Raw genomic sequence first — 20,693 nt, 5'->3', positions numbered from 1 at the left:
TTTGATTCAATTCAACTTTTTGGTTTTCACTCATTTTAATTATCATTGAGCATGGTTGAAATTAGAGATGGAAAAATAGAGGACATCCCTCAGGTATTTGAGCTTGTGAAAGAATTAGCTCTATATGAAAGAGCTCCTGAAGAAGTAATCAATAGCATTGAAGAAATGAAAATTGATGGATTTGGTCAGGATCCTTCTTTTGGTTTAATCGTTGCTGAAGACACAGAAATTAACAGAATTGTTGGCATAGTAATCTACTATATAAGGTATAGTACCTGGAAAGGGCGTTGCTTATATCTGGAAGACTTGATTGTGACGGAAAACCGAAGAGGTGAGGGTCATGGTCTTAACCTTTTTAATGCTTATGTAAAAAAGGGCCAGGAGTTAGGAGTCAAACAATTGATGTGGCAAGTTTTAGATTGGAATACCCCTGCTATTGATTTTTATAAAAAGCTTGGTGCTAACGTTGAAACGGAATGGTATAATTGCAAAGTTGAAAAAGAGGGAATAGAAACCTTTTTTGATAAAGCCGCTGAATAAATCAGCGGCCTCCTTATTATTTTACTAGTTGAGTAAGCTTCATTGCTACACCCATATTACCTTCAATTTTTATCTTACCACTCATTACGGCCATCATCGGGTTTAGATCACCACTAATAAGTTTTTGAAAATCTGCAAGCTTCATTTTGATGTTGCAATCTGCTTCCTTATCATCATTAGAAACTTCCATCGGAGTTTGATCACCATTAACATGTATCACACCTTCCGGAAAAGTAAACTTAATTTTATTTCCCAAAGGCTCTGAAGCATTTGTCGCTTTAGATTGAATAAATTCAGTAGCTTTATTGAAGTCCATCTTTTTATAACTTAATTTTTGGTCATACTAAATTAGTATGCATGTCGAATATTAACTAATTCTACTCCAATTAAATATGTTTTTTTGTTGCGAATCAACCTGTATTCGGATTAAACGATTATCAGTAGATACAAGTTCGGGATCTGATTTCATCAAGTCAGAAGCCGCTTCTTTCGCCAATTGAACAATTTGTCCATCTTTAGCCAAATCTGAAATTAACAAATCAAGAACTCCGCTTTGCTGTGTTCCCATTAAGTCTCCAGGCCCTCTTAATTGCAAGTCCACATCTGCTATTTCAAACCCATCAGTTGTTCTGACCATTGTGTCTAATCTTTTTCTTGCTTCCTTGCTTAATTTATAGCTTGACATTAAAATACAATAGCTCTGATCACCTCCTCTTCCCACTCTGCCTCTCAACTGATGCAACTGTGCCAAACCAAATTTTTCAGCATTTTCGATAACCATTACTGTTGCGTTCGGCACATTCACACCTACCTCAATAACAGTAGTGGCTACCATTATTCTCGTTTCTCCCTTTACGAAACGTTGCATTTCAAAATCCTTATCCTTTGGCTTTTGCTTACCATGAACAATGCTTATTTGATAATCAGGAAAAGCACGGGAGATACTTTCAAAGCCATCCATCAAGTCCTTGTAATCAAGTTTTTCAGATTCCTCAATTAATGGATAAACAATATAAACTTGTCTTCCGGCTTCTAATTCCTTTTTTAAGAAAGCATTAACTTTTAATCGTTGAGCATCATACTGATGAATCGTCTGAATGGGTTTCCTTCCGGCAGGAAGTTCATCAATAACCGAAACTTCCAGGTCACCATAAAGAGTCATGGCCAAAGTACGAGGAATTGGGGTGGCTGTCATAACAAGAATATGTGGCACTGCCTTTATGTTTTTCTGCCATAATTTGGCTCTTTGAGCAACACCAAACCGATGTTGTTCGTCAATAATTACCAGTCCGAGATTTTGAAATTGTACGGTATCCTCTATAAGGGCATGGGTGCCAACTAAAATGTTAACCTGCCCTGAAACCAGGCCTTCATGAATTTTTTTTCGATCAGATTTTTTTGTTGATCCAGTAAGCTTCTCAATACTAATCCCCAATTCATCAGCAAATGGTTTTAAGCCCCGATAATGCTGATCTGCCAGAATTTCTGTAGGAGCCATTAATGCACATTGAGCATCATTATTAATAGCTAATAATGAAGAAATAAATGCAACAATGGTTTTTCCACTTCCTACATCCCCTTGCAAAAGCCTGTTCATTTGCTTACCAGACTTCAGGTCTTTATAAATTTCTTTTAAAACCCTTTTTTGTGCTCCGGTTAAGTCAAAAGGAAGATGCTTCTCATAAAACTCTGAAAGCAACTTTGTCTTATCAAGAACTAATCCTTTAAAAGCTTCTTGCCTATGAAGCTTCAACTTCATTAATCGAAGCTGGATATAAAATAGCTCTTCAAATTTAAGTCGGTATCTGGCAAGTTGAAGCTTCTTTTGATCTGCAGGAAAATGAATATGCCTTATGCTCTCTGCCTTACCTGGAAGATTATATTTCTTTCTTATGGACTCAGGTAGTGTCTCAGGTATTTCTGTAAGTGCTTTTTGAAGAAGCGATCGAACAATTTTAGAAATTCCCTTACTATCTAAATATTTCCTTCTGAGTAACTCTGTGCTACTATAAACCGGCTGCAGCCCAAGTTTTGTTGATGCAGTTGTTTCTGGTTCAAATTCTGGGTGGGCAATACTAAATTTGCTGCCATAACGAGCCACTTTTCCATACACAATATAATTTACTCCTGGCTTGAATGCTTTTAACACCCAATTAATACCCTGAAACCAGGTTAATTCTATTGTTCCCGTGTGATCTGAAAATTCACCCGAAAGTCTTTTTTTTCTTCCTTCCCCGATGGTATCAAAAAATCTGACCGAACCTCTTAACTGAACATTTTCTCCTTCTTTATATCGGCAATCAGAAACTGTATGAAACACAGAGCGATCTTCGTACCTGAAAGGATAGTACTGAATAAGGTCTGCATAAGTAAAAATTCCAAGCTCTTTACCTAGCATTGCGGCTTTTTGAGGCCCAACTCCCTTTATAAATTCAATACTTGTTTGAAAAAATCTTGACATGCAGTTAGAAAAATTCTTTGCAGGTCATAAAATTACATCAATCATTTGAATTTGAAAGAGATCGGCCATCAATTAGGTTTTGAATTAATTCTTCAACCTTATAAAAATCGATAGAATTAAATAACCACATTAAGTTTACAACACCGTTGTAGTCAAACTTAATTACTCTTAATGAAACTATAGTATCGGCCAACATACCCGATAATTCAATCTCTATATTTTTATTCTTCTTTGAGTAATCATTAGTGCTTATCTTGAATAAAAACTGCTCAACCTTTTTAATATCCCGTTTTTTAATAAAATCAAATATGTTTCCTTGTGGATATAGGTTTAATTTGGTTTTTATCCATTCATTAGAAAAAAGTATTTCGAAGAAGTCATTAGTAATAATAATACCATTAAATACACTTTCAATCAGGTTAAGAGTTCCAACATTGATCAGTTCATTTTTATTTATATCAACCATGGAAGATTTTTCTTGTAATAGGTTTTCATAGTACTCTAATGTACGAGTCTTTTCTTTTTGTAGAGCAGACAAGTGCATTTCAGAGGCAAGCCGATTTCCAAACTCTACAAGCAAGTTCTCAATTAGTTTTTGTGGAGAAATTAAAAAGGCCAATTCCAATATTCCTACAACCTCATCTTCATGGATCAGAGGTACAATTATTAAATATGAAGGTTTTGTTTCTCCTAGCCCGGAGGTAATATTCATATAATTTTGCGGAATTTCAGTTCGATAGATTGGCTCTTTTTCTAACCATGCTGCACCAACCATTCCCTCTCCTCTTGTGAACTCTTTAGAAGTATACTTCTTTCTGGAAAAAGCATAACATGCAACCATTTCCATGAATTCCTTATTATCACTCAAAGAGTAAATCGCGCCGAGTTGAGCTCCTGAAACCTCTACAACCTCTCGCAAAGTATTATTATAATTTCCGTTTATCGAGTTAATTAGTTTATTTAAATACTCTGAATATCTGTTCTTATTTTCTATTTCAGTAGCAAATACTTTAAGCTCTTGCTGAGCTTTTATTGAAGCGTGTAGACTATCTTCTACTGATAGGTACATGTTCCGGAAGCTTTTGACAAGACTTCCCATTTCATCTTCTTTATATAACGACTCAAATTTAGAATCAGGAATTTCCTCTCCGATATGATATTCTTTTATTAATCGATTTAATTTTTTTATTGGTTTGGTGATAACTCTACTAAACTGATAACCTAATAAAAAGGTAAAGAGAATGCAGAAAGCAATAGAAGAGACAATTACAATCTGACTAAATTTTTGTGTGTCATTTTCAATTCGTTTTAACTCCTTTTCAATAACATCAAGAACTGGAGTAAAAGACTGTCTGGCTTTTGATAAAGTACCGCGAATAGCCTCGTCTTCAGTTAATCCGATTTCCTTCTCAATCTCAACAATGTTATTAAAATTGACTACATACTTATTAATTATATCAGTCTTTTGATCTATGATAAACTGGTCATCATTTGATTGTTTAATGTATTGTCTGAACTCCTCAGCGGTTTGTAAAATCTTATCTACATATTTCAAGTCCTTTCTTAGCATGAAATCCTTTTCATGTCTTCGAAGTGAAAGAGCAAATATTTGTTCATTTGGATCATCAAGTTTTTGAAGTGGATGAACATAGTCTCTCATAGTTCCCTCCAAGCCATGATCCTTAAAGCCACGATAAAATATTTTCTTAACTAGTTCTTTTAGATTTGACCGATATGTATTCACCGACTTTTTAAGAATTAATGCATTTTTAATTAATTCTTGATTGTCAATTTGGTTTAGGGTCACTATTTGATCGAGAGTTTCAGATGCCATTTTTAGGTGTTCCATGGCAATTTTAATATCATCAGACTGTCTGCTAGTCAGGAATTTTTCCTCTTTGCGTCCATCAATCATAAATTTTGATTGAGCATGGGCAGCAATCTCAACATTGTATGCTACATTCCTGAAGTCTGACTCTATTTTAGAGAGGTGGCCAACTTTAGCTTGATTGAACAGTAAAAGAAAAATCAGTAATAAAACGACCAGAAAGAATCCAAATACATAGGCAAATACTTTTGCCTGGATACTTTTCTTATAGTAATTCTCCATTTGTGTCTTAGTTTAAAACACAAAGGTAGAGTCGTTTTATTACTGATTTTGAACCTTAAAATTAAGGCTATGTTAAATTAAATGTCCTCTTCTAAAATCTCGTCAAGGTCAAATTTCTCTCCTGCCAGTGCAAGGTTAACGCTAAATATCTGGTCAGCCATGTGCTCAAGACCTTGATAAATATCCCTAAACAAGATTCCTGCTTTTACCTCATAATTCGGGTCTTCAATAACTCTCATTTGAGCTTTACGAAGTCTTTTTCTTAACTTATTAATTTCTTGCTCCTTCTTTCTTGCTTCATTAAGGTCAATTGAGAAAGTACCCTTTTCAAGGTTATCCAACATGATATCAAAAGCTTCTTCTACTAAAACAGAAAGTTCGTCTAGTCGCTTGTTTTGTTTATTATCAAGCTTCAGCTTCTTTTTATAAAGTCTATTGATGTTTTTAGAAATGTCAAGAATAGAATCTCCAATTCTTTCCAGGTCGTTTGTTACACTATGCATTATTACAACCTTCGCAGAAGTGTCAACATTCAATCTACCTTCAGATAGTTTAACAAGATATGCTGTAATTTCTTCTTCAAAGTTATCAGTCATTTCCTCATACTTCTGAATCTTGTTAAATGCTCCCTCATAGTCAGCTGATCTAGTGCTATGTCGTTGATCCTTAAGTTTGTTGAACATCTTTTTAGTCAAGGCTCCGAAGTTGCTTAACTCCTTGCTTACTTCTATTAGAGAAAGCTCAGGCGTTCTCATAATATCTGTACCAATATATTCCAACTTGAATTGTTCACTTTCTGAATCTTCCTTGATCGGAACCATTTTAATTACAGTCTTTTCTATTAAAGGAACAAACCATACAAGTAAAAATGTGTTGATAACATTAAACGAAATATGGAATATTGTTAATGCCCATTTTACAGATTTCGCATCAACAAATGGTGATGGCAGTTTTATATAGTTAACAACAATGTAATCTATCAAATTCAAAAATGGATGATAAAGAGCTAGCATCCATATTACTCCAAATACGTTAAAAATGAAGTGAGCTCGCGCAGCTCTTTTAGCATATGAATTACCAACCATTGCCGCAAGGTTTGCTGTAATGGTTGTACCAATATTTTCACCTAGAACTAACGCAGCAGCAACATCAAATGCAATCCAACCCTGATCACACATTATCAATGTAATTGCCATAGCAGCACTTGAAGACTGCACAATAACGGTAATAAGTGTACCAATGAACACAAAAATTATTACACTGGCATAACCCATATCACTGATATTCTGAATCCATGCCAATGCATCCGGATTGCTTTTTAGATCTGGAACATTGTCTTTTAACATGTCAAGTCCCATAAAAAGTAAACCGAATCCAAATAAAAATTCTCCAAGAGATTTTAAGTTACTTTTCTTGGAGAACATCAATGGTAAGCTCAATGCAATTACTACCAAAGTATAATCTGAAACACTGAACTTTGAAAACCCGAAGACAGTTATTAAAACGGCTGTCATGGTTGTTCCAATGTTTGCTCCCATAATCACCCCTATGGCCTGTCTTAGGTTAAGGAGTCCTGCGTTCACAAAACTTACGATCATCACAGTCGTTGCTGATGATGACTGAATTAAACTAGTAGTAACAAAACCGGTAGCAACACCTCCAAATCTGTTTGAGGTCATGTACCCTAAAATGTTTTTTAACTTATCGCCGGCAAGGTTTTGAATACCCTCCGACATTACTTTCATCCCGTAGATGAAAATACCCAGTGAACCGAGTATTGCGAGTAAGTCTAAAATTCCAAGTTGCATATTGTTAAATTTTTCTGGTGCAAATCTAAGAAGAGTGTTTGAAAAGGTGCCATTAAATAATTGTTAAGCCTTAGTCTGTTGTTAACATTCAGGTAACATTAAGTTTATAATTAGTAATAACTAGCTGATTTACAGAATCAAAATAAATATTTAATTTAACATTTTAATGATATTGTCTATAAATGAGAATTAAAACCTATCTTTTATCTTTGCAGGCGAATATTTTTATGGTACTTAATGAATAACAGAAGGGTCCACGTATATTATACAATAATTATCGGTAGTCTGATAATTTTTTTTATAACTCTGAATGTAATGGCTTCGTCTTTGCGATTATTGAGTCAGGATACTATTAATTCACTGATTCAAGCGACAAGCAATCCTTTCATTGGACTTTTCATTGGTTTAATAGCGACAGCAATTATTCAAAGTAGTTCAGCAGTCACCAGTATAATAGTTACAATGGTAGCCGCCGGAACAATTTCTTTTCAAAGTTCAATCCCAATAATAATGGGAGCTAATATCGGGACAACATTAACAAGTACCTTAGTATCACTTACATTTGTAAATCAAAAAAATAAATTCCGAAGGGCAATAGCAGCAGGAACAGTTCATGATATGTTTAATATTATTGTTACAGCAATTCTGTTCCCTCTGGAAATTACAACAGGCTTTTTGAGTCGATCGGCCACTTTCTTGTCAGATAAATTTCATCTGTTAAACACCAGCCTTATTAATACTGATTTTACTTTTATAACCAATGAAACAAAGATTTCATCTATTATAATTGGTTGGTTTGATAGTTATTTACTCCTATCAGTATTATCATTCATTATATTATTAATCACAATTAAGCTTCTTGCTAAGTACGGAAGCTTGGTTTTAATTGGAGAGTCAAAAGAAAAGCTTCAAAAGTATTTCTTTACAAACCCATATAGATCTTTTTTATGGGGAACAGTAATTACAGCTGGTGTCCAAAGTAGTTCGGTAACCACTCCTTTAGTTGTTCCACTCGTGGCAACAAAAAAGATTTCTATGAATCATGGGTTTGCATTTATCATGGGTGCAAATATCGGAACTACTATTACGGCCCTTTTAGTAGCCTCATTTAGTGGTGGTGCTGCAATCAATGTCGCTTTTGTCCATTTACTATTTAATTTATTTGGTGTGATTTTATTTCTTCCAAATAAAGCCTTTAGGAAAATACCCGTCATAATGGCTGAAAAGCTAGGTGAGCTTACTGGTAAATACAGAATAGCAGGTTTCATCTATATTGTATTTATATTCTTTTTACTTCCGTATACGTTGATTTATTTCTCTCAGAAATCAAACAACAGTACTCTTAATGGAAGGGTTGAAATAAATAAAGAGCAAATCGTCCAGCATTAAGTTTAATGTCCTTCTCGTTAGCTTGCAGTACACAATAATTTTAAGTAATATCAGGTAGAGTATAATAATGTGGACTAACTTTATATAAATCAATCTATCGCCACCATGTATAAGTCCCTGATTGAAGCTTTTAATAAATTTATAGAGAACAAACTTGAATTAACAAAGCTGGAAATTGAACAACGACTGGCATTGATAATCACCCATGTGGTTGCAATTATATTCTTTATCAGCACTCTTTCAATGTTTATTCTCTTTGTCAGTATTTTACTGGCTCTAGCTATCGCCCATTGGACGGACAGTATCCTAATTGGATTTGGTTCGGTAACTTTAGTTTATGCTATTCTGGCATTAACTACCTATAATATCTCTCGGTCACCTTCATTCAAGAAAAAAATTCGGGACTATCTAATAACCTTGTTTGACAAAAAAATAGCAGAAAATGGACAGTGATAAAAAAATAGAACAATTAAAGAATAATTCTGATTATTATCGTTATCAAATGGAGGAAGAGCTTGATGAAATCATGGATGAAGCTCAAAAATGGGGTAAACGAGCTTTAATCATCGGAGGAGTAGTTCTTACAGCCTATATGACTTATAAATTAGTAAAAGGGGGTGATGAAGAAAGTGAAGAAAAAGAATTGAGAGCTGGAATAATAAACTCCAAAAATAAAGATCATGAAAACAAGTTCTCAATTTGGAACGCTTTAAAATATCAGGCTGCTATATTTGCAATAGGATTAGCTAAGGAAAAGCTAAATTCATTTTTACACCATAGCCCGGATGATATCCAGGAAACTGAGACCGAAAATACGAATGAATAATAAAGAGATTTACAGCTCACTTTTAGAAAGAACAAACAAAGGTCAAAAATCTTTTGCGGTTTTGATCGATCCTGATAAAATCGAATCAACATCTAAGCTAAATAAGCTTATAATGATGGCTGTTGAGAATAAAGTTGACTACTTCTTTATTGGAGGCAGTTTGATGATGCACCAAAACTTATCCTGGGTAGTCTCTGCAATCAAAGAAGAATCAAACATCCCGGCAATTTTATTTCCTGGTAATAACCTTCAGCTTGACCCACATGCTGATGGACTATTACTTTTATCTTTAATTTCTGGTAGAAACCCAGAGTTACTGATAGGTCAACATGTACTGGTAGCACCGGTCCTTAAAAAGAGTAAACTTGAGATAATTAGTACCGGTTATATGCTTATTCATAGTGGTAAGCCAACTGCAGCAGGATATATGAGTCATAGTCAACCAATACCAGCAGACAAACCAGACATTGCAGCAAGTACTGCTATGGCGGGTGAATTACTAGGCCAAAAAATTATTTATATGGATGGTGGTAGTGGTGCTGAAAAACCCATTCCTCCAAGAACGATCAAGATGGTTAAAAAGTCAATTGATATTCCTTTAATTATCGGAGGTGGAATTACATCAAAAGACAGAGCTTTTCAATGCCTTGAATCAGGTGCTGATGTAATTGTCGTTGGTAATGGGATAGAAAAAAACCCCGGCCTGATGACCGAGGTTGCTAATATTGTTGAACAGTTTAACCAATCATTAAACGTTCATAACTGATTCTCTTCTTCTCATTTTACCTGCAGGAATTCCAAACATCATTTTGAATCTGCGGCAGAAGTATGCAGTATCTTTATACCCAACTTCTTTACCAATCTCACGGATACTCTTCTTAGAAGCTCTTAAGAGGTTAACCGCTTGTTCCATTCTTTGATATTCGATATAATCCTGAGGGTTTATACCAGTAAGCATTTTAAAATACTGACCAACATAGTCTTCAGAAACATTGGCAACTCCTGCTAATACTCTGTTTGATAGGTCTCCACCAATATTTTCTTTAATAAAGGCAAAAATATCTAAAAGTCGTGGGTCTTTAAAATAAGTAACGTTGGTTGCAAGTTGCTCAATGAACAACTCTTTTCTGAAGATATATCTAATAACCTCAACAACTAAAAGTTCCGTATTAACTTTTACAAGTCTGTCTCTACCTGGAAGTTCATTGCTTTGCTCATCAATGATATCATCAATCAGCGTTGCCAGTTTTTCATCATTTCTAATGATAAATGGAGGAATATCCAGTGATGCAAAGAAATTTACAGAATCGAAAACTTTCGCCGTAAAGCTGATACTACTATAATATGTATCATCTTGATTTGATGGCGAAAACATTTCACGACCAGATCTCAGGTAGTTTTCTTTCAAATTTAAAAAGTCATCACTCTTCACCTGATCTGCAGGCTGCGGACCATACGTTATAGGAACACCCTTACCTCCAGGGATAAAAAGGATCTCCCCTTCTTTAAGTGTTTCCTTGGTATCTTCACCAAAAGTGATCTCTCCATGACGTAATTTAACGATAGTGTTTTCTACATCATAAAGGTTCTTTACAGTTACTGATTTTAGTACCTCAATATTTTTGGCACTTAAAAATTTAACCGATAACGATTCTATTATCTTATTGTAATCTTCCATAAGCCCTAATAAAGACGACTGTAAGAATCGCCTTTAATTGTAACATTTTAAAAAATCCTGCACCAAAGTAAAAAAAATATGCGAACTCTCAAATTGTAATTTAATAGAATAATGCTTCATGTAAGAAAATAACGAAAGTTATAATTGTACTTTATCATTATTTAAGGACATCACGCGCAATTACTATCTTTTGTATTTCTGAGGTACCCTCATATATCTGTGTAATTTTTGCGTCTCTCATCAACCTTTCTACATGATACTCCTTTACATATCCGTAACCGCCGTGTACCTGTACAGCTTCAATAGTAACATCCATGGCAACCTGAGATGCATATAGCTTAGCCATTGCTGCAGCTCTGGCATAATTCTGCCCTTGATCTTTTTGATAGGCTGCTTCCATACACATCCAACGAGCAGCATTTATGGTTGTAGCCATGTCAGCAATTTTAAATTGAATTGCTTGATGCTTAGCTATCTCTTTACCAAATGCTTTTCTTTCTTTAGCATATTGAATAGATAGTTCATATGCTCCTGAAGCTATACCTAATGCTTGTGCTGCGATTCCAATTCTACCACCATCCAAGGTAGACATTGCAAATTTAAACCCGAAGCCATCTTCTCCGATACGGTTTTCTTTAGGAACTTTAACATCCTGGAACATCAAAGAGTGAGTATCAGAACCTCTGATGCCTAGTTTATCCTCTTTCTTACCAACAGTAAACCCTTCCATTCCTTTTTCAACAATAAGACAGTTAATGCCTTTGTGTCCAAGTTCCGGATTTGTTTGAGCCATTACCAGATATACTGAAGCGTTACCTCCATTAGTGATCCAGTTTTTTGTTCCATTTAATAAGTAGTAATCTCCTTTATCTTCTGCAGTTGTTCTTTGTGAAGTTGCATCAGATCCTGCTTCTGGCTCAGAAAGACAAAATGCACCTATGACTTCTCCTGAAGCTAACGGTTTAAGATATTTTTCTTTCTGCTCCTCTGTTCCATATTTTTCTAGTCCCCAGCAAACAAGAGAGTTGTTAACTGACATGATAACACTGGCAGAAGCATCAACTTTTGAAATTTCTTCCATTGCAAGAACGTATGAAACGGTGTCCATACCTCCTCCATTATATTTCGGGTCAACCATCATTCCAAGGAATCCCAGTTCTCCCATTTTTTTAACCTGCTCTGCAGGAAATATCTGATTTGTATCTCTTTCTATTACTCCTGGCAATAATTCTGTTTGCGCAAATTCTCTTGCGGCATCCCTAACTGCCAATTGTTCTTCAGTAAATTGTAGTTGCATGCTTACTTACGATTAATGTTCAAAATTGAGGGTAGCGAATTTAATACTTTTAATCTCTTGAACCCAATAATAATGAAACATAATATAATAATGTAACCAAAGAGGCCAATGCTGCAACTACATAAGTCATTGCTGCCCATTTCAATGAGTCTTTTGCCATTCCATACTCAGTAGAGGTTACAATATTTCTTTGTTGTACCCAAGCCAAAGCTCTATTACTAGCATCAAACTCAACAGGAAGTGTCACAAGAGAAAACAAGGTGATTACACTATATGACCCAATAATTACTAAAAGTACCAGCTGAGTAGGAAATGAATTAAACAAAAATGCACCACCAAAAATAGACGCCATTACGACTATGTTTAAAATTTTTGCGCTTACATTTTGAATTGGAACCAAAGCAGACCTGAACCCTAACCATGAATATGCTGTAGCATGTTGCACAGCATGCCCACATTCATGAGAAGCTACAGCAGCTGAAGCAGCACTGTTTCCATGATAAACAGCCTCACTCAAATTAACTGTTTTAGTTGCTGGATTATAATGGTCTGTTAATTGTCCACCTATACACGTTACTTTCACATCGTGTATATTATTATCTGTTAGCATTAATTTTGCAATTTCAGCTCCGGTAAGTCCGTTTTGTAACTGAATTTGCGAATACTTTTTAAATTTTGATTTCAAACGGTTTTGAATAGCAAAACTTAGTATTCCGAAGAAAATAAATATTACCCAAATCATATTATTAGCAGTTTAAAGTCCTTTTATTTTATCTATTATGTTTGTTGTAGAAAACCCTTCAACAAGTTCAATTGTTTCAACAGAACCACCATTTTCAATTACGAAATCAGCTCCTACAATGTTGCTAATATTATAATCTGCTCCTTTAATTAAAGTGGAAGGCTTAAGTTGTTGAATAAGCTGGAGAGGGGTGTCTTCATCAAAAAACACGACTAAATCCACGAACCCCAATGCTGCCAATACCCTGGCTCTTGCATGCTGAGTCACGATTGGTCGTTCCGGGCCCTTGATGTTTCTCACACTTGAATCGGAATTTAACCCAATCACCATGTAGTCACCTTTCTCAGATGCTTTTTCAAGATATTCAACATGTCCGGCATGAAGGATATCAAAACACCCGTTTGTAAAAACCACTTTCTTACCTTCTTTTAACCAGGAAGAAACTATTTCTGATGCTTTAACCCTATCGGACAGGATTTTCTTCGACGACTTTGTTGACATTTTTTCTATGAATTTTTATCTGGCTATATATCAAACTAATGAATCCAGCCACAATAGTCACCAAAGTTAAAAAAGAATGGAATATAAACGTAAAGCCCTTAGCCTCACTTTCATCAATTTGATAAAGAATTGATAAGCCCAGAGGAACTAAAACATGATATGAACCTATACCTCCAGGTAATGGCAGAGTCATTGCAATACCTCCTATAGTAAATACTGATAATGCTGCAACAAGGCCTAACTGGTTAGTTTCAGGAAAAGCTTTCATTACAGCATAAGTCATTAAATAATATAATACCCAAATTAGTATGCTGTAAATAATAAACAGTCCTCTTTTTTCAAGTCTTAGAATTGAACCAAGCCCATCACGAACTCCTATCATCAGACCTTTTACCTTTTCTCGAATTTTGTTGTAGAACTCTCTGTTAAGTTTCCAAATTAAGTAAGTAGTAAACAAAATAACAGCTACAAACCCAATAAGAATCAGAATAATGTTAAGAGAAAAAGATCCTTCAAGTCCTATTGAAGAGAGAACACCACTTTCTTTTAGAAAAAATAATAGTTTATCAAATTCAATAAAAAATGAAGTACCAATCAATAATAATAAAAAGACCATATCAGCAGCCCGCTCAGCAATCACGGTCCCTATTGATACGTTGATCGGAACATCTTCAAGTTTATTTAACACGTAACAGCGATACAACTCTCCTCCTCTTGGAATTAAGAGATTAACAATATACCCTGTCATTACAGAATGATAACTATTCGAAAAAGAAATGAAATAATTTAACGGGCGATTTAATAATTTCCAGCGCTCCGCTCTAATCATATGACTCAATAAAATCAAAGCTCCTGAAAGAAACAACGGAAACTTATTTGTTTGCTGCCACAGAGCCCAAATATATTCAGACTTTGATTGTCCAGGAGCAGTTTCTATCGAGTTATAGCTCAAATAGAAAAGAAAGCCTGCAAGTCCGAAGGATACCAGCAGGTTTATAATAAACTTTAATCGTTGCTTTGTCAACCTTAGTTTGCCTTATTGTTGTGATCAGGAAATACAAGTACCGGCTTATGGTTCTTTGCTTCTTCAAAAGGCAATATACAATATGAAATGATAATAATGATGTCGCCAACCTGAACTTTCCTTGCAGCCGGCCCATTTAAGCAAATTTCTCCGGTTCCCCTTTTACCCTTAATTACATAGGTTTCCAGACGTTCACCATTGTTTATATTAACTATTTGAACTTTTTCGTTTTCGATGAGGTTAGCAGCATCCATCAAATCTTCGTCCACAGTAATACTTCCAACATAATGAAGTTCTGCTTGCGTCACTTTAACTCTGTGAATTTTTGATTTAAGTACTTCGAGTTGCATGTTGTTCAATTATCGATTAAAATATTATCTATCAGCCGTACCTGTCCTACATAAGCTGCAACACAGAAAGCAATTTTTTGTTTAACTCCTTCACGTGAATTAACGATTTCAAAGGCATCAGGTTCAACAGCTTCAAAATATTCAAGTTTTACAGGTTCAAAATTGTTAAAATTTTCTGTAACCGCATTCTTTATCTCACTTATTTCTTTACCATCTTGCCATAGTTTGTCAGCCAATATCAAATTTTCATACAATAATAAAGCATCACTTCTTTCTTTATCACTTAATCTCATATTTCGACTTGACATCGCTAACCCACTTTCCTCACGCTTAGTTCCAACACCAATTACTTCGATGTTGAAACTCATAGCAGACACCATCTTTTTAATTAGTTGTAATTGCTGTAAATCTTTTCTTCCGAAAAAAGCAAGATCTGGCTTAACAATATTAAAGAGTTTGCTAACAACCTGTAAAACACCTTGAAAATGTCCGGGCCTAAATGCTCCTTCAAGTATGTTAGCAGATTCTCCCGGGTTAATAGAAATATCGTAATTATCAGAATAGATATCTTTTGCTTCAGGCATTAATACCGCATCACATCCTGCAGCTTTAAGGAGATTTATATCCTGCTCAGGAGTTCTAGGGTACTTCTGAAGATCTTCGGGATCGTTAAATTGTGTAGGGTTAACAAAAATACTAGCGACTGTAAGATCAGCATTTTTTACAGATTCCGCTATTAAAGCCATATGGCCTTCATGTAGAGCACCCATTGTCGGCACAAAACCGATCTTTAAGTTTTTAGGCTGAGCCCTCCACCATTTATAGTATGAATGTACAGATGAAAATACCTCCATTTAAATTTGCTTAGGCATAGTAAGCCGCAAATTTACGTGAACTTAGTAATTTATTTGAAAAACAACAGAAAAAATTGTATTTTTGTGTTTTGAAAAGAAAAAAACCATCCAGGAATACAAATATGTCGAAGCTTAGAATCCTTTATGTTGCAAGCGAAATCAATCCGTTCTTACAAACCTCAAAAGTAGCTGACTTTGTCAGAAAACTTCCTCAAGCAATGCAGGAAAGAGGAATGGAGATCAGGATTTTGGTGCCAAGATTTGGGACAATCAATGAAAGAAAGAACAGGTTACACGAGGTAGTTAGATTGTCAGGGATTAACATTTCTATCGGCGATGAGGAAAAGCCATTGGTAATTAAGGTGGCGTCAATTCCAAATGCAAAACTTCAGGTTTATTTTATAGACAACGAAGACTATTTTCATAGAAAGAGCGTTTTCCATGACAAAGAAGAAAGATTTTTCGAGGATAATGACGAAAGAGCTATCTTCTTCTGCAAGGGTGTACTAGAGACTGTTAAGAAATTAGGGTGGGCACCTGATATTGTACATTGTAATGACTGGATCACCAGCCTTATTCCAATGTATTTGAAAACAACTTATAAAAATGATCCTATTTTTAGTGGTTCAAAAAGTGTTTTCACAATTTATAACAATAATTTCTCTCACAAATTTGGCGAAGACCTTGTTGAAAAAGCCAGGATGATTGATATTGACGACGAAAAATTAAAGCATCTAAAAACAGGTGATCTGGCAGGGTTTATAAAAACCGGGATTACTTATGCTGATGTCGTGATTAAAGCAGAGGAAAACTATAATGAAGAACTCAAAAATCTTTTTGAATCTGAAAACATTAAAGAAATCAATAACGAAGATACGCTCATTGATTCATACTATGACTTATACAATGAACTTGCAGTATAATAAGAACTTTTTCATAAAGGGGCCGGCATTGTTATGTCTGGCCCTTTTGTTTTTCACAGCATGTGAAGACCCTACAGAAGTAGGACTTGAGTTAGACCAAAACGTAGGGCGACTACAAACAAGAGTAAGAACCATTAATCTAAACTTAAAACAAGTTCAGCTGGATTCTGTCATTACCAGCCGAACCAGAGTTTTGCCTATTGGGGTTTTTAATGACTCTGAATTTGGAAAAATAAAATCAACGGCTTATTACAGCCCTTCTCCCCCGGCGTTGTCATCATTTTCTGATCGATTTGATGAAAACTCAGTTTTTGATTCTGTGAAAATATTTATCCCGATTTCAAGTAAACTTCAATCGGAAAGACTTCAAAAAGGAAGGTTTAGAATACATGAGTTAACCGAAAGCTATCCACAAGACAGACTTTACAGGTACTCTTTTGATAAATTAGATTACGACCCGAATTTTATTGGAGATGCTGAAGTTGAAGATGAAAGAGATGAAAATGCCAACATTACCGGCATGAACCTGACTTATAATATTGATAATGCCTTTGGACAAAAACTATTCACTGAAGCCATCAAAAAAGAAAATGGTGCTTTTGCTGATACTACAGCATTTAAAGATTTCTTTAAAGGTTTAGCTATTGTTCCTGATGATGTGGATGATGAGCCATATTATATCAATAATGATGCAAACCCAAGAATTACCATTTATTTTAGAAAAACTGATGAAGCAACATCTTCAGAAGCATTTACTATATATTTAACTATCCAAACTTTTGGAGATTATCACCATGCTTTAGAGTTTGACAGATCAAATACAGAAATTGCCAGCATTAATCCTTACGAAAACTATGAAGGAGACCTTATTAATGATAAAGTCTTTATCCAATCAATGGGCGGGTTAGCTGCTAAAATAGATATGTCAGATTACAGAACTTTTGTAGATAGTTTAAATAGTACTGATATAATTGGCTTTCAAATAAATCAGGCAACATTTACTATAAATGGTGTGCCTACCGACAGTACTACTTTAGCTCCAGCTTCGGAAGCCAATTTATATTATGGCGATAATTCTAATAACTTGTTTTTTAGCGATTTGGATTCGACAACCATTAGGCCTTTAGGTGTACTTGACGAACAAGCTTATGAGGTTTTGGTATATAATGCTCCTTATACAGGAAAACCAACATTAGGTGGTCAGGAAATTGATAACATTTTTGCTCCGGTTGGCCCCTTTAGATATGAGCTTCAAAGTTATTATACAAGACCGATGACAATGTTTTTACAAGCTGAGTCACAAGATTTGTTGTTAAAAAATGACTTATTACTTTTCGATACGCCATTTCAAATAACACATTTATTTAACAGGATAGTAACCGAGAGAGATAATATTCAGTTAAAGTTATATTACAGTATATTACAAGAATAAAAAATATTAATTCTACAGTATGTGCGGAATTGTAGCTTATGTAGGAGCACGAGATGCTGCTCCTGTTATAATTAAAGGACTTAAAAGGTTAGAATACAGGGGTTATGATAGTGCTGGAATTGCCCTTGTTAATAACAGTCAACTTAATATTTATAAAAAGCAAGGTAAGGTAGCTGACCTTGAAGCCTATTCATCCGGTATGGATATGAACGGCAATGTAGGAATTGGCCATACTAGATGGGCAACCCACGGAGAGCCTAATGATGTAAATGCTCACCCTCATACTGATAGTTCCGGTAATTTGGCAATGATTCATAATGGAATTATTGAAAACTATGATTCATTAAAAAAAGACTTACTTTCGAAAGGTCATGTATTTACATCGGAAACTGACTCTGAAGTTTTTCTTCACTTTATTGGAGATATCAGAAAACGTGAAGGTTGCTCATTAGTAGAAGCGGTAAGACTTGCATTAAGCAAGGTCGTTGGTGCTTATGCTATTGTTATTCTTGATAAAGAAAACCCTGGTCAATTAATTGCAGCCAGAAAAGGAAGCCCTCTGGTTATCGGTGTTGGTAAAGGAGAGTTTTTCTTAGCATCTGATGCAACTCCAATTGTTGAGTATACAAATGAAGTTGTTTATCTCAATGATCAGGAAATAGCTGTTATTAATAACGGAGAGCTAAATATTCGGAATATCCAGGATATGCCTCTGACCCCATATATTCAAACACTTGACATGGAACTTGAAGCTATCGAAAAAGGTGGGTTCGAACACTTCATGTTAAAAGAAATATTTGAGCAGCCAAAGTCTATTGCTGATTGCATGAGAGGTAGACTAAAAGCTGAAACTGGTCACCTTGTTCTTGGAGGTATACGGGAGTATGCTCATAAACTGGACAAAGCTCAAAGAATTATTATTGTTGCCTGTGGAACCTCATGGCATGCAGGTCTTGTGGCTGAATATATGTTTGAAGACTGGTGCAGAATTCCTGTTGAAGTAGAATACGCATCTGAATTCAGATACAGAAACCCTATTATTAACGAAGGAGATATAGTAATTGCGATTAGTCAATCTGGAGAAACAGCTGATACATTAGCTGCAATTGAATTGGCAAAATCTAAGGGAGCTATAATCTTTGGTGTTTGTAATGTTGTTGGTTCAAGCATCGCCAGGCTAACTCATGAAGGAGCTTACACACATGCTGGTCCGGAAATAGGTGTTGCGAGTACAAAAGCTTTTACTGCCCAGTTGACAGTATTAGCTATGATGGCTTTAAAGCTTGGCTTGAGAAGAGGAACCTTGAAAGAAAGCAAATTCCATGAGCTCCTTGTTGAAATGGAAAGCATTCCTTCAAGAGTTGAAACAGCACTGAAATCTGATGCTTTAATTGAAAGAATATCTGAACAATTCAAAGACTCAAGAAACTTCCTTTACTTAGGAAGAGGATATAATTTCCCAGTTGCACTTGAAGGGGCTCTTAAGCTTAAAGAGATCTCATATATTCATGCTGAAGGTTACCCTGCTGCGGAAATGAAGCATGGACCAATTGCTTTGATTGACGAAGAAATGCCAGTAGTTTTCATTGCTACACAAGATAGTAGTTATGAAAAGATTGTTTCTAACATTCAGGAAGTTAAGGCGAGAAAAGGAAAGGTTATTGCAATTGTTACTGAAGGTGATGAAGTAATTCCTGAAATGGCTGATTATACAATCGAAGTTCCTGCAACCTCAGAAGCATTAATGCCTCTTGTTTCAGTTATTCCATTACAGTTACTAAGTTACCATATTGCAGTAATGAGAGGAGCAAATGTTGATCAACCTAGAAATCTTGCTAAATCTGTTACAGTAGAATAAATATTATGGCTAAAGAAATAATACATTCAAACGATGCTCCTGAAGCTATCGGACCTTATAGTCAGGCAGTATTAGCTAATGGAATGCTTTTCGTTTCAGGACAAATAGCAATTGACAGAGCTTCTGGAGAAATACTTAATGATAATATTTCGCAAGAGACTCATCAGGTAATGAAAAACCTGGAAGCAATTTTGTCACAGGCCGGAATGTCTTTTGAAAATGTTGTCAAGTGCTCGATCTTTATAAAAGATATGGGCCAGTTTAGTGACATTAATGAATGTTATGCCGCTTATTTTAAAGGTGATTTTCCTGCAAGAGAAACTGTGGAAGTAGCCAGGCTACCAAAAGACGTTAATGTTGAAATTTCATGCATTGCAATTAAGTAATGGCAATATTTCCGGCAAAAAATGAAACGATAGTTTCATCACATAATGCTCAGAATGTCATTTCTCTTCTAAAGAGAAGAACTTACAATATTGAACTTGAAGAGACAGACGAATCGTCTGTCTCTTATCTATTTCAGGGTGTTATAAAAAAGGATTCATTCCGGATAAGTAAAAAAACACTTAAGGCTGAAAACTTTAACCCCCTTCTCATTGGTAATGTTGAAAACACCAGTTCCGGAAGTATAATCTTTATTAAATACCGCTTAATGCAGTCCACTAAAATATTTTTTGCTTTTTGGACATCCATTGCTATTATCCTGAGCTTGATTTTTGTTTTCGTGAAATGCAACTACCTCCATGCAGCATTTGCTTTCTTGCTTGGCCTGGGAAATTACCTGATTACCCTTGTCAATTTTAACATGCATTCGGAAAAAGCACGTCAATCACTAACAAGAGTGTTGAATGATCAAAGCATAGATTAGGCGATTTAACCAAGTTCGGTTAATTTTGTACC

21 protein-coding genes are annotated in these 20,693 nt (G+C 35.2%); 10 read left to right on the top strand and 11 right to left on the bottom strand.

From position 1 onward, the window contains the following. The first annotated feature begins 51 nt into the window (after positions 1-51). Positions 52-540 (top strand): GNAT family N-acetyltransferase, encoded by a 489-nt coding sequence (locus HH304_RS01490; RefSeq protein WP_169677671.1) that lies wholly within the window; start codon positions 52-54, stop codon positions 538-540. A 16-nt stretch (positions 541-556) separates the two neighbouring features. Here the strand turns inward: HH304_RS01490 and HH304_RS01485 are convergent, their stop codons facing one another. From HH304_RS01485 to HH304_RS01470, 4 genes are all read right to left on the bottom strand, one after another. Then, positions 557-856, bottom strand: a complete 300-nt coding sequence (locus HH304_RS01485) for an SCP2 sterol-binding domain-containing protein (protein WP_169677670.1) — start codon at positions 854-856, stop codon at positions 557-559. Between the two features lie 51 nt (positions 857-907). Next, positions 908-3,001 (bottom strand): ATP-dependent DNA helicase RecG, encoded by a 2,094-nt coding sequence (recG, locus tag HH304_RS01480; RefSeq protein ID WP_169677669.1) that lies wholly within the window; start codon positions 2,999-3,001, stop codon positions 908-910. Positions 3,002-3,038: 37 nt separating this feature from the next. Then, positions 3,039-5,111: a GAF domain-containing protein gene (locus tag HH304_RS01475; protein ID WP_169677668.1), complete on the bottom strand. Its 2,073-nt coding sequence runs from the start codon at positions 5,109-5,111 to the stop codon at positions 3,039-3,041. 77 nt (positions 5,112-5,188) lie between these two features. Next, positions 5,189-6,919 carry a Na/Pi cotransporter family protein gene (locus HH304_RS01470; protein WP_169677667.1) on the bottom strand — a complete coding sequence of 577 codons (1,731 nt, stop codon included), beginning with the start codon at positions 6,917-6,919 and terminating at the stop codon, positions 5,189-5,191. Between the two features lie 237 nt (positions 6,920-7,156). On the opposite strand from HH304_RS01470, the gene HH304_RS01465 reads away from it, so the two are divergent. From HH304_RS01465 to HH304_RS01450, 4 genes are all read left to right on the top strand, one after another. Beyond that, positions 7,157-8,308: a Na/Pi symporter gene (locus HH304_RS01465; RefSeq protein ID WP_271711460.1), complete on the top strand. Its 1,152-nt coding sequence runs from the start codon at positions 7,157-7,159 to the stop codon at positions 8,306-8,308. A 105-nt stretch (positions 8,309-8,413) separates the two neighbouring features. Next, positions 8,414-8,761 carry a phage holin family protein gene (locus HH304_RS01460; RefSeq protein ID WP_169677665.1) on the top strand — a complete coding sequence of 116 codons (348 nt, stop codon included), beginning with the start codon at positions 8,414-8,416 and terminating at the stop codon, positions 8,759-8,761. Next, positions 8,751-9,134 (top strand): hypothetical protein, encoded by a 384-nt coding sequence (locus HH304_RS01455; RefSeq protein WP_169677664.1) that lies wholly within the window; start codon positions 8,751-8,753, stop codon positions 9,132-9,134. The genes HH304_RS01460 and HH304_RS01455 overlap by 11 nt, the downstream gene beginning before the upstream one ends. Next, positions 9,127-9,900: a phosphoglycerol geranylgeranyltransferase gene (locus HH304_RS01450; RefSeq protein WP_169677663.1), complete on the top strand. Its 774-nt coding sequence runs from the start codon at positions 9,127-9,129 to the stop codon at positions 9,898-9,900. The genes HH304_RS01455 and HH304_RS01450 overlap by 8 nt, the downstream gene beginning before the upstream one ends. Here the strand turns inward: HH304_RS01450 and HH304_RS01445 are convergent. From HH304_RS01445 to panC, 7 genes are all read right to left on the bottom strand, one after another. Further along, a complete protein-coding gene (locus HH304_RS01445; protein ID WP_169677662.1) occupies positions 9,883-10,812 on the bottom strand; it encodes a helix-turn-helix domain-containing protein in 930 nt (309 codons plus the stop codon). The genes HH304_RS01450 and HH304_RS01445 overlap by 18 nt on opposite strands. A gap of 157 nt (positions 10,813-10,969) precedes the next feature. After that, entirely contained in the window at positions 10,970-12,109 is a 1,140-nt protein-coding gene (locus HH304_RS01440) for an acyl-CoA dehydrogenase (RefSeq protein ID WP_169677661.1), read from the bottom strand. A gap of 49 nt (positions 12,110-12,158) precedes the next feature. After that, on the bottom strand, positions 12,159-12,851 hold the full coding sequence (locus HH304_RS01435) for a zinc metallopeptidase (RefSeq protein WP_169677660.1): 693 nt from the start codon (positions 12,849-12,851) through the stop codon (positions 12,159-12,161). A gap of 12 nt (positions 12,852-12,863) precedes the next feature. Then, positions 12,864-13,352 (bottom strand): D-glycero-beta-D-manno-heptose 1-phosphate adenylyltransferase, encoded by a 489-nt coding sequence (gene rfaE2, locus HH304_RS01430; protein WP_169677659.1) that lies wholly within the window; start codon positions 13,350-13,352, stop codon positions 12,864-12,866. Beyond that, positions 13,315-14,376: a lysylphosphatidylglycerol synthase transmembrane domain-containing protein gene (locus HH304_RS01425; RefSeq protein ID WP_169677658.1), complete on the bottom strand. Its 1,062-nt coding sequence runs from the start codon at positions 14,374-14,376 to the stop codon at positions 13,315-13,317. Before HH304_RS01425 ends, rfaE2 begins: the two co-directional genes overlap by 38 nt. 2 nt (positions 14,377-14,378) lie before the next feature. Further along, positions 14,379-14,726, bottom strand: a complete 348-nt coding sequence (gene panD, locus HH304_RS01420; RefSeq protein ID WP_169677657.1) for an aspartate 1-decarboxylase — start codon at positions 14,724-14,726, stop codon at positions 14,379-14,381. Positions 14,727-14,731: 5 nt separating this feature from the next. Further along, positions 14,732-15,580, bottom strand: coding sequence for a pantoate--beta-alanine ligase (gene panC, locus HH304_RS01415; RefSeq protein WP_169677656.1), 849 nt, complete (start codon positions 15,578-15,580; stop codon positions 14,732-14,734). A gap of 122 nt (positions 15,581-15,702) precedes the next feature. Between panC and HH304_RS01410 the strand changes: the two genes are divergently transcribed. Genes HH304_RS01410 through HH304_RS01390 form a run of 5 tightly spaced genes read left to right on the top strand, consistent with a single transcriptional unit; the run spans position 15,703 to position 20,661 of the window. Beyond that, entirely contained in the window at positions 15,703-16,503 is an 801-nt protein-coding gene (locus tag HH304_RS01410) for a glycogen/starch synthase (protein WP_169677655.1), read from the top strand. Next, entirely contained in the window at positions 16,487-17,935 is a 1,449-nt protein-coding gene (locus HH304_RS01405; protein ID WP_169677654.1) for a DUF4270 family protein, read from the top strand. Before HH304_RS01410 ends, HH304_RS01405 begins: the two co-directional genes overlap by 17 nt. 19 nt (positions 17,936-17,954) lie before the next feature. Further along, entirely contained in the window at positions 17,955-19,793 is a 1,839-nt protein-coding gene (gene glmS / locus HH304_RS01400) for a glutamine--fructose-6-phosphate transaminase (isomerizing) (protein WP_169677653.1), read from the top strand. Between the two features lie 5 nt (positions 19,794-19,798). Further along, entirely contained in the window at positions 19,799-20,179 is a 381-nt protein-coding gene (locus HH304_RS01395) for a RidA family protein (RefSeq protein WP_169677652.1), read from the top strand. Beyond that, positions 20,179-20,661, top strand: coding sequence for a hypothetical protein (locus HH304_RS01390; RefSeq protein WP_169677651.1), 483 nt, complete (start codon positions 20,179-20,181; stop codon positions 20,659-20,661). Before HH304_RS01395 ends, HH304_RS01390 begins: the two co-directional genes overlap by 1 nt. Positions 20,662-20,693 lie beyond the last annotated feature (32 nt).

The sequence above is a fragment of the Marinigracilibium pacificum genome (assembly GCF_012926615.1).
Lineage (GTDB): Bacteria > Bacteroidota > Bacteroidia > Cytophagales > Cyclobacteriaceae > Mangrovivirga > Mangrovivirga pacifica.
The sequence above is the reverse complement of the archived record's forward strand: the minus strand, read 5'-3'. Positions and strand labels throughout refer to the sequence as shown.